Source organism: Methylomonas sp. BW4-1, assembly GCF_052474385.1.
In genome coordinates this window covers 3,077,123-3,092,071 of sequence record NZ_CP184125.1, presented here as the reverse complement: position 1 = coordinate 3,092,071, position 14,949 = coordinate 3,077,123, and the positions used below count along the sequence as shown (strand labels likewise).

The following is a 14,949-nucleotide window of genomic DNA, read 5'->3' as shown; positions in this document are numbered from 1 at the left end:
GCCTCCTATCGTCGGCAGCATCCTACAATAGAGCATGAAACTCAAACTACAAAATCATCCAAAAACCTTTGTTCGCGCCACGGGTTTAACACCGTATGCCGCGCCGAGCACCGAAGGGTTTGGACGGATCAGCCCGCAGGGGAGCGGCAGGGATGCCGCTCGTTTTCGGAGGGCTATGGATAGCCCTTCCGAAAACCCCGTTCAAACCCTTCGGAGCGCAGGATACAAGCGGCATGGGGTGGCCTTTTCTTTGGATATTTTCTTTTGGCCAAGCAAAAGAAAGTATCGCGGCTGTCGGGCCGAGACCCGACTTTAAAACAACCGTCGCGTTAGCGACACTAAGCCCCTCACCCCAACCCTCTCCCGGAGGGCGAGGGAGTTAAGCCCCCGAGCAAAATCAAAATCTCATGTCGCCCAAATCCTCGGCGCACAAACCTCCTTCCCAACAACATCCCCTCTCACCAACCCCCAAACCCTCTCAAAAAACCCCTTCAACAAATCCGCCCTACGATCCAAGCCTCGACAAATCAACAAACCCTCAATCAAAGTGACCCCGCGATTCGGCTTCTCGCCAATCAATGCTTGTACCGCCTCCAAATGCAAAGGTGTTGCCGGATACACAAACATCGTCCCGCACGCCGAATGCCCGGCCAGACCCCAACGAGCTTGAAAGGCTTGCGCGTCCAGATGCTGGCGTTCCAGGTAGAACAAGCGGCCGTCGCGTTGGATGCGCCAGTTCAGTTCGGCGTGGCCGTCACTGAAGCCTTCGCCGGCGGCGGGGCGGCCGAGGGCGGTGATTTCCCAGCCGACGAAGCGAGACTGTTCGGCTAGCTCGATATGCATATTGGCACTTAGGCGGGCTCCGTCGTAGACGATGGTTTCCTGCGGCAGCCATTCCAGGCTGGCGCCGTTAGCGACGGTTAAATTCACCGTTTGCCGGCCTTCGCCGCCGCCGCTGCGGTAAAACTTACCGGCGGCGGGCGTGGTGATCAGGGCCTGGGCGGCGGTGTTGGCATTGGTGTTGATCGTCAAACGGTCGCCGGCCACCACGCCGCCGGGCGGGTGCAGCAGGTAGACATGGCAGATTTCGCCTTCCGGATAAAACGGTCGCTGCACGGTCAACGGGCCGCGATGGCTGCGGTTGACCAGGGCGGTTTTGTCGCCGCGTTGGCTAAAGCCCAGCGTTAATTCGGCTTCCCACGCCGTGGTATCGGTTGAGGCAGCGGGATGGGCTGAAGCAGCGCAATTGGCGGGCATGGTGCTCTTGGGTTACAAGTGTTTGGTCTTAGGCGCGATGGCAGATTTCTCCGACAAAGGCGGATGCTGCGCTTTGTTAGCGTGCCGCTGCCGGGCGATGTGCAATATAACCGGGCCGAACACGAATCCCAAAATTAAAACGCTGATCAGTAGGGTCGGTAGATCCGGTACTTCAAACAAAGGATGCAAGGCGGCGCGGGTCAATTGCGGCAGGTTGCCGCCGTCCAGCATGGCTTCGTAACTGCTATGTGCCTCGCTGCGCACTGACCACACCAATAATAAAGCACCCGCGGCCAGTAAAAGTTGTTCGGATTTCATCTTCGATTCTCCCTGATCCTGCGTTGAATTAACTTGATGGGCTGCGCCCGCTTTGAAAATCCCCCTGACCCCCTTTTTAAAAGGGGGAATTGGGTTACACCGTCAAATATCGTTTCACCATATCGTCCGCCAATTCCTCCATTGCCCCCACCGCCACATGCCTACCCCGGTCCATGATGCAAAACTGATTGGCCACCTTGCGAGCAAACGGCAGTTTTTGTTCGACCAGCAACACCGTCACGCCCAGTTCTTTATGGATACGGTCGATGGCTTGGTGAATCTCGCCGGTTTCCGGTTTGGGGCTTGGCGTGGGCACGCCGCGCGACTTGTTCAGGCGAATAATCACGTCGCCGATTTCGCTGACGATGTTGGGCTGGATGCCTTCGGTGGGTTCGTCCAGAATCAATAGCCGTGGATTCAATACCAAGGCCCGGCCGATGGCCAATTGTTGTTGCTGGCCGCCGGACAAGTCGCCGCCGCGGCGTTTCAGCATTTGTTTCAGTACCGGGAAGATTTCGAAAATGCTGTCCGGGACTTTTTTGATGCCGTGTTTGTGGGCGGCGCGCAGGCCGGTTTTCAGGTTTTCTTCCACGGTCAGCAGCGGAAAGATTTCCCGGCCCTGCGGCACGTAGCCGATGCCCAGTTCGGCGCGGGATTCGGCCTTGGCTTTGGCCAGTTCCACGCCGTCGAATTGAATGCTGCCGTCGGCCACCGGCAGCAGGCCCATGATGGCTTTCAGCAGCGTGGTTTTGCCGACACCGTTGCGGCCCATCAGGCAGACGCAGGCGCCGGCCGGTACGCGCAAATCCAGGTCCCACAGAGTGTGGCTGGCGCCGTAGTATTGTTGCAATGCGCTGATATTTAACATCATCCCCCCAGGTAAACTTGTATGACGCGCGGATCGTTTTGCACTTCGTCCATCGTGCCTTCAGTGAGCACCGAGCCCTCGTGCAGCACCGTGACTTTACGGGCAATACTGCGGACAAATTCCATGTCATGTTCGACAACAACGATGGAGTGTTTGCCTTGCAACGACAACAGCAGCTCGGCGGTGCGCTCGACTTCCTGATGAGTCATGCCGGCGATGGGTTCGTCGACGAGCATCACTTTTGGGTCCTGCATCAGCAGCATGCCGATCTCCAACCACTGCTTCTGACCGTGCGATAAGGCGCCGGCCAGTTGCCGTTGCTGAGCGGGCAGGGCGATGGTTTGCAGCACATCATGAATGCGGTCGCGTTGCTCGCTGTTGAGTTTATGAAATAGAGTCGACCAGGTGCGTTTATCGGTTTTTAAGGCCAGTTCCAGGTTTTCGAACACGGTCAAGGCGTCAAACACGCTGGGCTTTTGAAACTTGCGGCAGATGCCGGCCTGGGCGATGGCCGGTTCGTCCAATTCCAGCAAATCGATGGTCTGCCCGAAGAATACCGAGCCGCTGTCGGGCTTGGTTTTGCCGGTGATGACGTCCATCAGCGTGGTTTTGCCGGCGCCGTTGGGCCCGATCAGGCAGCGCAATTCGCCGTCGTCGATGTACAGCGATAGGTGGTTCAGCGCCCGGAATCCGTCGAAGCTGACGCTGACGTCTTCCATGTATAGAATCGGGCCGTGGCGGGCGTCGACTTCGCCGTCCAGCGGCAGGCTGGCGCCGCCTTCTGTGGTAGTTGCAGCCGAGATCATCATGCCGGTTGTCCTCCGGTAGCGTTAAGTGTGGGTTTGGGTTTGCTGCGCCGGCGCAGCAGGCCGACGATGCCGTCGGGCATTAACAAGGTGACCAGGATGAAAGCGCCGCCCAAACAAAACAGCCAGGCGTCCGGCATCAGGCCGGTCAATACGGTTTTGGCGTAATTGACCAGCACTGCGCCGATGATGGCGCCGTATAAAGTGCCGCGCCCGCCGACCGCGACCCAGATGACGATTTCCAAGGAGTTGAGCGGCGAGAATTCGCTGGGATTGATGATGCCGACTTGCGGCACATACAACGCTCCGGCCAAGCCGGCCAGCATCGCCGCGAACACGAACACCCACAGTTTGAATAATTCCACCCGGTAACCGAGAAAACGCACCCGCGATTCTTGGTCGCGAACCGCCGTGACCACCCGGCCGAGTTTGCTATTCACAATCCAGCGGCACAGCAACAAGGCGCCAATCAGACTCAGGCCGGTCATTAGTAACAACACCGAGCGGACTGCTTCGGATTGGATGTTGAAACCCAGGATGTCTTTGAAATCGGTCAGACCGTTATTGCCACCGAAGCCCATCTCGTTGCGGAAGAACGCCAGCAACAAGGCGTAGGTCAGGGCTTGGGTAATGATGGACAAATAAACGCCGGTGACCCGCGAACGAAACGCCAGCCAGCCGAACACGAAGGCCAGCAAACCGGGGGCGAGGAATACCATCAGCATCGCGAAACCGAAGTGTTCGAAGCCGTGCCAGTACCAGGGCAGCTCGGTCCAGTTCAGGAACACCATGAAGTCCGGCAGCTCGGCGTTGCCGTAAACACCGCGCGTGCCGATCTGCCGCATCAGATACATACCCATCGCATAGCCGCCCAGTGCGAAGAATGCGCCTTGGCCCAATACCAGAATGCCGGCGTAGCCCCAGACCATGTCTAGCGACAGGCCGAGTAGGGCGAAGGTTAGGTATTTGCCGATTAGGGATACGCTGTAAGCCGAGAAATGTAGGGCCGAGTCTTCGGGGAAGATTAGGTTACAGAGGGGGATCAAGAGAGTTATCGCCGCCAGTGTGGTTAGGGTGGTGGCGTAGGTTTTGTCTTGAGTCAGATTTTGTAGGTTCATTTGACTGCCTGGTTTGGTGTCGCTATCGCGACGGTTTTTTTGTAAGTCGGGTCTCGGCCCGACAGCCGAGGTGCTTTTCTTTGCTTGTCCAAAGAAAAGTACCCAAAAGAAACGACACCCGGATGCCGCTTGTGTCCTGCGCGCCGAAGTTTTTGAATGGGGTTGACGGAAGGGGCTTCCTGCCCCTCCGTCAACGCGATGCATCCCTGCATCGCCCCTGCGGGCTGCTCACTCGGTACATCCATGTACCTCGCCCTTCGGGTGCTGTGCATGCAAATCGGCAATCCTGCCGATTTGTCCATTCAAAAACTCCGGTGCTCGGCGCGGCATACGGGGTTAAAACAATCAGCCGCCCAAATTTGCGTAGGGTGGGCAACTTTGCCCACCGTTAGCTGTTGTTTTGCGTGGGCACTCAATCGTGCCCACCCTACGACTGCGTCTCAAGTGGGGTTAGTCCCGTTATTCCGCCCCGAGCATCGCAGCTCTTGTGCCCCGTGGGTATTTGTAGAGATCAGCCCGTAGGGGAGCGGCAGGGATGCCGCTCGTTTTCGGAGGGGCTGGGACGGCCCTTCCGAAAACCCTCGCCAAAAGCGAGAAGCGCAGGATTAAGGCGGAATGCCGGGTGGCCTTTTCTTTGGATACTTTCTTTTGGCCAAGCAAAAGAAAGTATCTCGGCTTTCGGGCCGAGACCCGACTTCAAACAAACTCCGTCGCGGCAGCGACACAACAAAAACCAAAGTCATCAAATAATCCAAAAGCTTTCGTGTTGGGTTACGGCTGACGCCTAACCCAACCTACATTTTTTGGAATTACGATTCCGCCGCCCTTCCTTTCTGCGGAAACAACCCCCTCGGCTTCTTCTGAATAAACAAAATAATAAACACCAACACTAAAATCTTCGCCAACACCGCTCCGGCGTAAGGTTCCAACACCTTATTCGCAATCCCCAACGAAAACCCGGCCACCAAGGTCCCGAACAAGTTCCCCACCCCGCCAAACACCACCACCATGAACGAATCCACGATGTAAGCCTGGCCCAGATTTGGTCCAACGTTGGTGATCTGACTCAAGGCCACGCCAGCCACGCCAGCTATACCGGAACCCAAGCCAAACGTCATCGCATCGACTCTAGCAGTAGGAATACCCATTGCCCTGGCCATGCCACGATTCTGAGCGACAGCGCGGACCTCCAGGCCTAGTTTGGTACGCTTCAGGATTTGCAGCAGCGCGGTAAACACCAGTAGGCAAAAGATCAGGATGTAAAAGCGGTTCCATGTTAGTGATAAAAAGTCGTTGATTTGCCAGGAGCCGCTCATCCACTCGGGCGTTGAGACGCTGCGGTTCAATGGTGAAAAGATCGAACGCACGGCTTGTTGCAAAAACAAACTCACGCCAAAGGTAGCCAGTAAAGTTTCCAGCGGTCTGCCATATAAAAAGCGGATGATGCCTCGTTCGATGGCTATACCGACCAAGGCGGCAACTAAAAACGCCATCGGGATCGACAGGATCAAGGCTGTGCCCAAATAATTCGGCATGATTTGTTGCATCACATAAGTGGTGTAAGCGCCCAGCATCATCAGTTCGCCGTGGGCCATGTTGATCACACCCATCACCCCAAAGGTGATGGCTAAGCCAATCGCGGACAACACCAGCACCGCGCCCAAACTCAAGCCAAAGAACACGGTTTCGGCGACGGCGTAAGCTTGCATGCGTTCGCGGATTTTAATCAAAGCCGCTTCGGCCAGATTGCGCACGTCGCTGTCGGCTTCGACAAAATTGCCGTCGGCGTCTTTGTCGATAACCGCTTGCAGTTTGTTGACCACGTCCTGGCTGTCCAGGTCTTTTAAGGCGGCGATAGCGGCTATGCGTTGGTCTTTTTCCGGGCTGTTGATGTCTTGCAATAACAGCATTTTGTTGATCGCAGCTTTGATGTCGGCATCGGTTTCGTTGGCCAGATGATCGCGTAATAAAATCACGGCTTTGTCGTCTATCTCATTGGCCAATGTTTGTACGGCGATCAGGCGCAACACCGGATCTGCGTCGTTCAATTGCAGCAACGCGATGGTTTTGCGCAGCACGCCGCGTAGCTTGTTGTTTAAATTGATTTTACCTACCGCGCCGCGCTCTACTTCCGCCAATGCCGCGCCGCTGAGCGGATCGCTCAGTTGGTAACCGGCGGCGCTTTCCTGCGCAAGGACCAGCTTGCCTTCCGCTTTGAAGTCGAACAGTTTGCCGTCCTGCAGGGCTTGCAATAGTTTCAGGTTATTGCTGTCGCCGCCCAGGGTTTCGATGGCTTGCTCGCGCTCCGTCATACTGCCTGTTCTGAGTTGCTCCAACGCGCTACCTGCCTCTTGGGCAAGGGCTGCGTGGGTATTGAGCAGCAGCATCGCCAGCAAGTAGCCGGTAAGTTTGAGAAGCTGTTTAAAAACGCCGCCGGCTGTTAATCCGGCCTGAGTAGAAGTTTTAGTCATCATGCTCAAGAAGCTGTCCTTGGGGGAACGATAAGCCGGCAGCGAACCGGGCGGCGTTTTTAAACGGGTTCTAAAACGGGGTGTGTGCATCGTCTGTCCTCTTTTGGGGGGCGAGGCCCGCGGCATCCTGCCGTGAACCTCGCGGGTAACATCCGCTGTTAATAGTTCTGTCCTGAACACTTTTTGGTTTTGGTGTTGTAGTTGCCGCAGCTGATCGGTGCGGTCCAGTCGGCGATGATCGGTTTGCTGTCCGGCAGGAAGTCCGACCAGGCGTCGCCATCGACCAGTTTGTTGGTTTGCCAGACGGTGACGAATTGGCCGTCGTCTTGAATTTCGCCGATCAACACCGGTTTGCTGATGTGATGGTTAGGCAGCATTTTCGACATACCGCCGGTCAGGTTGGGGTACTCGACGCCAATCAGCGCTTTTTGTACCGCGTCGGAATCCGTGGTGCCGGCTTTCTCGACTGCTTTCACCCACATGTTGAAACCGATGTAGTGCGCTTCCATCGGGTCGTTGGTCACCCGTTTTGGATTCTTGATGTAGTCCTTCCACTGTTGGATAAAGGCCGCATTTTTGGTGGTATCAACGCTCATGAAGTAGTTCCAGGCCGCCAAATGACCGACCAGCGGTTTGGTGTCCATGCCGGAGAGTTCTTCCTCGCCCACCGAGAAGGCGATGACCGGGATTTTTTCGGCGGAAATGCCTTGGTTGCCCAGTTCTTTATAGAACGGGATGTTGGCGTCGCCGTTGATGGTGGAAACGACAGCGGTTTTCTTGCCGGCCGAGCCGAATTTCTTGATGTCGGCGACGATGCTTTGCCAATCGGAATGGCCGAATGGGGTGTAGTTGATCATGATGTCCGCCGGTTTAACGCCTTTGGATTTCAGATACGCTTCCAGGATTTTGTTGGTGGTGCGCGGATAGACGTAATCGGTACCGGCCAACACCCAACGTTGTACTTTCAGGTCGTTCATTAGGTAGTCGACCGCTGGGATCGCTTGCTGGTTAGGCGCGGCGCCGGTGTAAAACACGTTTTTGGAAGACTCTTCGCCTTCGTATTGCACTGGGTAAAACAGGATGCTGTTCAACTCTTCAATGACCGGTAACACCGATTTTCTGGAAACGGACGTCCAGCAACCGAAGATGGACGCGACTTTGTCTTTAGTGATCAGCTCGCGGGCTTTTTCCGCGAACAAGGGCCAGTTGGAAGCCGGGTCGACCACCACGGCTTCCAACTTCTTGCCGAGCAAACCGCCTTTTTTGTTTTGCTCGTCGATCAACATCAGCATGGTGTCTTTCAGCGTGGTTTCGCTGATGGCCATCGTGCCGGATAGCGAGTGCAGCACGCCGACTTTAATGGTGTCTTCGGCATTGGCTGCCTGGCCGCCGATCAGCAGCGACGAAAGCGCCGCCCCCAGTGCCAGTTTACGGAATGTGTTACGCATTAATTTCATCTTGATAGCCCTCTGTTATTAGTATTTTAGATTTGCCATTGGAAGCCGACCATAACTTGGCTGGCGTTCTCGCCGGTGACGTTTGATCTGTAATCCAGGAGGCCCTTGGTCAACAAATCACCGTATTGGTAGGACGCAAAAATTTTCGCATTATGGCCGTCGATGACGTAGTTGACGCCGCCTTCGTAGACTTCACGACTGGCGCTGGTGCTGGGTTCGACGTTGACATAACGCAGGTAAGGCTGGAATTGGCCGATACCGACTTTTTGCGGGAATAAATACATGCCGCTAACGTCGTACGCATTGCCTTCAAACATCGCAAAAACGCCATTGGAAAACGGCGCCACCGCATCACGTTGGGCCTGGCCAAAACCATTCGATAGACCATAGTTTTTGTACTCGCCGTTAAATGTCACGACGCCGCCGCCAGGTAATACTTTTTCCATTAACAAGTCTACGGTGGTGCCGCGGAAATTGGCGGGGTTGGCTGCTGTGCCGGCACCGTCTTCTTGATACTGGTTAGCTACACCGACGGTCAGGATGTCGCCGCCTTTGCCGTGGTAGGTACCCGAGGTGTAATAGCCGGGGTTTTTCTCAACTTCCCAAAAGTTATAGGACACGCGTTGGGCGTACAGAATGTTGTCGTCGACGTTGGCGCCGCCTCTTAGACCACGGAAGAAACCGACAGAATATTGCAGTCGACCGTCCAGAACCGCACCCCAGAAGGTGGCACCGTCGTCACGACCGATGGAACCCGCCGACGTACCGTTGTTTTGGATAGTCAGGTTGTAATCGGAGGGTTGGAAAGGGGTGCCAGCAGAGAAGATGTTGTAAACCGCACTGTAGAAAGGACCGTTCAATTCCCGGCGCTCAGCGGGCACCAACATCCGGCCTACCCATAAGTTGGCATAAGGCGTGACTTCGAATTTACCCACCGCGTCCAGCACATGTATCTCGCCGCCGCTACCGCACATGGGACATTCAGTGTTGAACTCGACTTTTAGATATTTATGAATTTGACCATTCAAATACAAACGAATGTTGTCCAGATTGAAGTTGTTGCTCCATTTGTCGCCGTTAGCGCCCGCTCCACTTTCCTGGGCCCGGAAGCTGGAACGTAAACCCGCACCGACGCTGACCCATTTGGTGTCGTCGATTTTAAAGGTGGCACCTGCCTGGCTCTCCGCAGCGTAGCCTATGACCAGTGCGGCGATTGCAGAGCTGAGGAAGAGTCGCGTGTTCAGCGAGCTTGCAGGATGTTCAATATAAGCTTTCATGTAAAGTCCCCTAGTCTAAAAGCACAAATGATTAAGCATGCCCGGACGAGCGATGCGGCAGAATCTAGCGAGGACGATTGTTAAATTTGTGGCGATTTTCAACAATCCGTCAGATGACTCATCAGTCATTTGACGTATGGCTGCCTACAACGAGTTTTAATCTGATTAAGCTATTGATTAAAAATGGTTAATCTTGGGTTTGGCGGAATGGCTACGTGTGAAATACCGTGGGTGGAATTGTCAGAAAACGGCGCCGATACGGCTAGATTGGGCGTAAAAAATCGGTTTTGCTGAGCCTGAATTTGTCAAAGCAGAGCGGATTTCTGTTTCAGCGTGAGCGGCTTGAATCAGAAAATAGGCCGGGATGGCCGCTGATAGTTTTGGTGTTCACAAAACCATCAGGGCAGATGGGAGCGTTTGGGGAGAGAAGTCGGCGCGGGTTTAGCTACTAAACCGATAAATAGCCTTTAATCTTGGCGGCGTCGACGTCGCCGCGTTTGTCTTCATGAATAAATTTACCTTTGTCGATCACAATGATGCGGTCGGCCACTTCCATGGTAAAGCTCAGCACTTGTTCGGAAACGATGATGGTGATTTCGCGCATTTTGCGGATTTCATTCAGCACTTTTGCTATGTCTTTAATAATCGAGGGCTGAATGCCTTCGGTGGGCTCATCCAGTAGCAGCACTTTGGGGTTGGTGACCAAAGCCCGGGCAATCGCCAACTGTTGCTGTTGGCCGCCGGACAGATTGCCGCCTTTGCGTTTGCGCATATCGTACAGCACGGGAAATAGGGCATAGATGTCGTCCGGGATTTCCCGAAATTTGGAGCTTTCCAGGCCGGTTTCGATATTTTCTTGCACGGTCATGGTCGAGAAAATCATCCGACCTTGTGGCACATAGGCCAAACCTTTGGCGACTCGTTGATAGGTGTCCACGCCGTTCAGGTTTTCCCCGTCGACGGTGGCCTTGGCGGCTTTGCTGGGCAAGATGCCCATCAAGGATTTGAACAGGGTGGTTTTGCCCATGCCATTACGGCCCATGATCGCCAGGGTCTCGTTTTTTTCTGCGGTAAAGCTCAAGCCGTGTATGACTTGGCTTTGCCCGTAACTGACTTGCAGATCCGAAATTTCAAACATTGTCTATTTCCTCTTGTTAGGTGCTGGCAGTGCGGATGGCGTTAGCTTAGTGGCCCAAATAGACTTCAATGACTTTTTCGTCGGCCTGTACTTTCTCCATCGATCCTTCCGCCAGGATTTTGCCCTGATGCAGTACCGTCACTTTATGGGCGATCTTTTTCACGAATTCCATGTCATGCTCGATCACCAATACCGAGCGGTTTTTGCAAATTCGATTCAATAAGTCGGCGGTTTGATCGCGTTCCTTGGCGCTCATGCCCGCTACCGGTTCGTCGAGCATCAATAACTCCGGGTCTTGCATCAACAGCATGCCGATTTCCAACCATTGTTTTTGACCATGGCTGAGCAGGGCGGCTTCCATTTGCAATTGCTCGGTCAACAGCACTTCAGCGGCGATTTTATGCACTTGCTCGACGACTTCTGGAGTGCGTTTGAAAGTCAGGCTGCCCCACACCGATCGGCCCACCGGATAGGACACTTCCAGGTTTTGATAAACCGTCAGGTTTTCGTAAATCGACGGGGTTTGAAACTTTCTGCCCACGCCGGCACGGACGATTTCGTGCTCCGGTAATTTGGTCAGTTCTTTGTTCTTAAACTTGATAGAGCCGGAAGTGGATTTGGTTTTGCCGCAGATGAGATCCAGCACCGTGGTTTTGCCGGCGCCGTTGGGGCCGATCACCACCCGTAGCTCATTGCTGTCGATGTACATATTCAGGGCGTCAACCGCTTTGAAGCCATCGAAAGACACGGTCAGGTCTTCAATCGCCAGTACGAAATCAGGATTGCTCATGGTTTTTCTCCTACCAATTCGTCTACTGCCGCGGTTGATTTAGTGAATTTAGCCGTGAGTTTGGAAAATTTGCCGGCCAGATTGAACTTGCTTGCATAGTTTTCGTAGATGCCGGCCAAACCGTCGGGGAAGAACATCACCACCGCAATGAACAAACCGCCCATCAAGAACAGCCACAACTCAGGGTAGGTTTCGGAAAACATGGTTTTGCCAAAGTTCACCAACAGGGTGCCGTACACCGCGCCGATTAAAGACATGCGGCCGCCGACCGCCGCAAAAATCACCATTTCAATAGACGGCACAATGCCGACAAAGCTGGGTGACATAAAACCGACTTGCAGGGTAAACATCGCCCCGCCGATTGCCGAAATCATCGCGGCGATGCAAAAAATGAAGATTTTGAAATTGGAAACGTCGTAGCCGGAAAAGCGTACCCGCTCTTCCTTGTCGCGCATCGCCAGCAGCAGCATGCCAAACTTGGAGGTGAGGATGTAACGTGCCAGCAGCATGCAAGCGATCAACAGGCCGGCGTTGGCAAAGTAGAGAATATATTTGGCGCTATCGGTTCTGATGTCCCAACCCAGCATGGTTTTCAGGTCGGTAATGCCGTTAACCCCGCCGGTATAGCCTTGCTGGCCGACGATCAGAATGCTCAAGATCAGGGCGATGGCTTGGGTGATGATGGCAAAATACACGCCGCCCACCCGGCGTTTGAACATCGCAAAGCCGATGATGAAGGCCAGTAAGGTGGGGACGATCAGTACCAACAGAATCGTTAGCGTCAGGCTTTTAAACGGTTCCCAAAACCAGGGCAGGGCGGTGAGCTGATTCCAGTCCATGAAATCGGGGATGCCGGGGGTGGTTTGGATTTTGGTGCTGATCGGATCGGAGGCTTCCAGCTTCAAAAACATCGCCATGCAATAGCCGCCCAAACCAAAAAACATGCCTTGGCCCAAACTCAAGATGCCGCCGTTACCCCAGAGTAGCACCAAGCTGATGGCCACAAAGGCGTAGGTGACGTATTTGCCGATCAAGCCCAGCCGGAACAGGTCCAACCACAGCGGGAAGATGACAAACAGCAGCAGAGACAATATCGCCAGCCCAATCGCCCCCTGTTTGCCGCCTAATAATTTCTCTGATAGTAGCTTCATGATATATCCCTCTATTTACGTACTTTGGATGCAAACAAGCCTTCCGGACGCATCATCAAGATGATGACGATGGTCATCAAGGTCGCCACTTTGCCCATTGAACTGGTCATAAAAAATTGCAATATCGATTGGGCCTGGGCGATGCCGAAGGCCGAAGCGATGGTGCCCATCAGGCTGGCCGCGCCGCCGAATACCACCACCATGAAACTGTCGACGATGTATAAAGAGCCGGTCGTAGGGCCGGTGGATGCAATCGTGGTGAAGGCTGCACCGGCGACGCCGGCAATCCCGCAACCCAAAGCAAAGGTCAAGCGGTCCACTTTTTTGGTATTGATACCCACCGCACCCGCCATCACCCGGTTCTGCATGGTCGCCCGGACGCGCAGGCCCCAACGTGAGCGGTACATGAACAGGTAGACGCCGACGGTGACGATCAAAGCCAATCCCATCACGAACACGCCGTTAATCGGAATATCGATATCCTCTGTGGGCTTGAAGGAACCCAAAAGCCATTCCGGCAATTCGGCGCTCACTTCCTTGGCGCCAAAGGTGGAGCGAAAAATCTGTTGCATGACCAGACTTAAGCCCCAAGTCGCCAACAGCGTATCCAAAGGCCGTTTGTAAAGATGGCGTATCAACACATATTCAATGAGATAGCCGATCAAAAAGGCGAGGATAAAGGCCGCGACGATCGCAAATACAAAATAGGAATTGACGATGTCGTAGGACACCGCAATTTTTGACATAAATACCGTGGTGTAAGCGCCGACGGCCATGAATTCGCCGTGGGCCATATTGATTACACCCATCTGCCCGAAAATAATGGCCAGGCCCAACGCCATCAACAGTAGGACGCTAAACAGGCTCAATCCAGAAAAGCCCTGCATCACCACGATGTTGCCCACTTCTTCCATCGAATATCCAAACATAAGGCCTCCCGCTAACTCACTGACATGAAACAACTCGCGTTTAAAACACCGTGGCAACCGCCCAATTGCGGGTTGCCACGGTTGGCTCGCTTAGCGCCTTGGCGCTTATTGGTAACCTTTAGGGAATGGGTCGGGCGCGATCAAATCGGACTCGTACACCACATCGGCTTGACCGTCTTTCCGCCATTGACCGATCCGCAACTTACTGTGCAAGTGGTGGTTAGGATCGACTTTGACGTAGCCTTCCGGCGCGGTGGTCAACTCGTAACCGGGTAAGGCGGCCACGGCTTTGTCGACATCAAAGCTGCCGGCGCGCTCGACCGCTGCTTTCCATAGCCAGGGTCCCAGGTAGGCGGCTTGGGTGACGTCGCCGATCACGGCAGCGTCGCCATAGGCTTTCTTGAATTCAGCCACGAACTTTTCGTTGTTAGGATTTTTCAAGGATTGGAAGTATTTCATTGCGGAATAGAAGCCTTCCAGGTTCTCGCCGCCGATACCCAATACCTCGTCCTCGGTCACGGAGATGGTCAGCATGTTTTGCTTTTTGGCGTTCAGACCGGCCGCGTTCAATTGCTTGAACCAAGCCACGTTACTGCCGCCTACCACCGCTGCGTAAATCACATCCGGTTTTTTCAGTTTGATTTTATTGATCACCGAACCGAACTGGGTGTCGCCCAAGGCGATGTATTCCTCACCCACCACCGTGCCGCCCAAATGTTGCTCGATATGTTTCCGGGCAATTTTCATGGAGGTACGTGGCCAAATGTAATCCGAACCGATCAGATAAAAGGTTTTGGCTTTTTTCTCTTTGGCGATCCAATCCAGACCCGCGAGAATTTGCTGAGTGGCTTCCTGGCCGGTGTAAAACACGTTTTTCGATTGCTCCAAACCTTCGTAGAAGGTTGGATAGAACAGCAGGCCGTTATCTTTTTCAAACACCGGTAATGCCGCTTTCCTTGATGCCGAGGTCCAGCAACCGAATACGGTGGCTACTTTGTCGTTTTCCAGCAGCTTTTTGGATTTTTCTGCGAAAGTAGGCCAATCGCTGGCGCCGTCTTCCTGGATCACCTCGATTTTTCTGCCTAAAACGCCGCCCATTTCGTTAATTTGGGCAATCGCCAATTTTTCCGCCTGGATGGAGCCAGTTTCGCTGATGGCCATGGTGCCGGTTGCGGAATGCAAAATGCCCACCTTTACCGTGGTATCGGTGACAGCCAGGCCAGTGGTGTTGACCGTAGCCGTCGGAAAGTCGGCGGCGTTGGCGACGTCGATGCCAATGGGTAAGCCCAGTGCCAGCGATACGGCGACTAAGGCCGTGGTCTTTTTCATAAATTGTCGTCTATCGGAATTACTCATTTAGTTTCTCCAT

13 protein-coding genes are annotated in these 14,949 nt (G+C 54.2%); all 13 read right to left on the bottom strand.

Going from position 1 to position 14,949, the window contains the following annotated elements:
* Nucleotides 1-405: 405 nt before the first annotated feature.
* Complete coding sequence (locus tag ACH5Y9_RS14255) at nucleotides 406-1,257, bottom strand: urease accessory protein UreD (RefSeq protein WP_033158914.1); 852 nt, start codon at nucleotides 1,255-1,257, stop codon at nucleotides 406-408.
* A gap of 12 nt (nucleotides 1,258-1,269) precedes the next feature.
* The gene (locus ACH5Y9_RS14250; protein WP_033158915.1) at nucleotides 1,270-1,575 is read right to left on the bottom strand and encodes a hypothetical protein; all 306 of its coding nucleotides are present in this window, start codon (nucleotides 1,573-1,575) and stop codon (nucleotides 1,270-1,272) included.
* Nucleotides 1,576-1,669: 94 nt separating this feature from the next.
* Nucleotides 1,670-2,443 (bottom strand): ABC transporter ATP-binding protein, encoded by a 774-nt coding sequence (locus ACH5Y9_RS14245; protein ID WP_033158972.1) that lies wholly within the window; start codon nucleotides 2,441-2,443, stop codon nucleotides 1,670-1,672.
* Nucleotides 2,443-3,252 carry an urea ABC transporter ATP-binding protein UrtD gene (urtD, locus tag ACH5Y9_RS14240; RefSeq protein ID WP_051670426.1) on the bottom strand — a complete coding sequence of 270 codons (810 nt, stop codon included), beginning with the start codon at nucleotides 3,250-3,252 and terminating at the stop codon, nucleotides 2,443-2,445. Before urtD (ACH5Y9_RS14240) ends, ACH5Y9_RS14245 begins: the two co-directional genes overlap by 1 nt.
* Nucleotides 3,249-4,367, bottom strand: coding sequence for an urea ABC transporter permease subunit UrtC (gene urtC, locus ACH5Y9_RS14235; protein ID WP_445366520.1), 1,119 nt, complete (start codon nucleotides 4,365-4,367; stop codon nucleotides 3,249-3,251). Before urtC (ACH5Y9_RS14235) ends, urtD (ACH5Y9_RS14240) begins: the two co-directional genes overlap by 4 nt.
* 809 nt (nucleotides 4,368-5,176) lie before the next feature.
* A complete protein-coding gene (gene urtB, locus ACH5Y9_RS14230) occupies nucleotides 5,177-6,841 on the bottom strand; it encodes an urea ABC transporter permease subunit UrtB (protein ID WP_445369895.1) in 1,665 nt (554 codons plus the stop codon).
* 155 nt (nucleotides 6,842-6,996) lie between these two features.
* Nucleotides 6,997-8,286, bottom strand: coding sequence for an urea ABC transporter substrate-binding protein (gene urtA / locus ACH5Y9_RS14225; protein WP_425257725.1), 1,290 nt, complete (start codon nucleotides 8,284-8,286; stop codon nucleotides 6,997-6,999).
* Nucleotides 8,287-8,321: 35 nt separating this feature from the next.
* Nucleotides 8,322-9,572: a hypothetical protein gene (locus ACH5Y9_RS14220; RefSeq protein WP_319962505.1), complete on the bottom strand. Its 1,251-nt coding sequence runs from the start codon at nucleotides 9,570-9,572 to the stop codon at nucleotides 8,322-8,324.
* Between the two features lie 448 nt (nucleotides 9,573-10,020).
* A complete protein-coding gene (gene urtE / locus ACH5Y9_RS14215) occupies nucleotides 10,021-10,710 on the bottom strand; it encodes an urea ABC transporter ATP-binding subunit UrtE (protein ID WP_445366519.1) in 690 nt (229 codons plus the stop codon).
* A 46-nt stretch (nucleotides 10,711-10,756) separates the two neighbouring features.
* Nucleotides 10,757-11,500 carry an urea ABC transporter ATP-binding protein UrtD gene (urtD, locus tag ACH5Y9_RS14210; protein ID WP_319962507.1) on the bottom strand — a complete coding sequence of 248 codons (744 nt, stop codon included), beginning with the start codon at nucleotides 11,498-11,500 and terminating at the stop codon, nucleotides 10,757-10,759.
* The gene (gene urtC, locus ACH5Y9_RS14205; RefSeq protein ID WP_445366518.1) at nucleotides 11,497-12,651 is read right to left on the bottom strand and encodes an urea ABC transporter permease subunit UrtC; all 1,155 of its coding nucleotides are present in this window, start codon (nucleotides 12,649-12,651) and stop codon (nucleotides 11,497-11,499) included. The genes urtD (ACH5Y9_RS14210) and urtC (ACH5Y9_RS14205) overlap by 4 nt, the downstream gene beginning before the upstream one ends.
* 11 nt (nucleotides 12,652-12,662) lie before the next feature.
* Nucleotides 12,663-13,580: an urea ABC transporter permease subunit UrtB gene (urtB, locus tag ACH5Y9_RS14200; RefSeq protein ID WP_319962509.1), complete on the bottom strand. Its 918-nt coding sequence runs from the start codon at nucleotides 13,578-13,580 to the stop codon at nucleotides 12,663-12,665.
* 105 nt (nucleotides 13,581-13,685) lie between these two features.
* Nucleotides 13,686-14,936, bottom strand: a complete 1,251-nt coding sequence (gene urtA / locus ACH5Y9_RS14195; protein ID WP_445366517.1) for an urea ABC transporter substrate-binding protein — start codon at nucleotides 14,934-14,936, stop codon at nucleotides 13,686-13,688.
* Nucleotides 14,937-14,949: the final 13 nt, after the last annotated feature.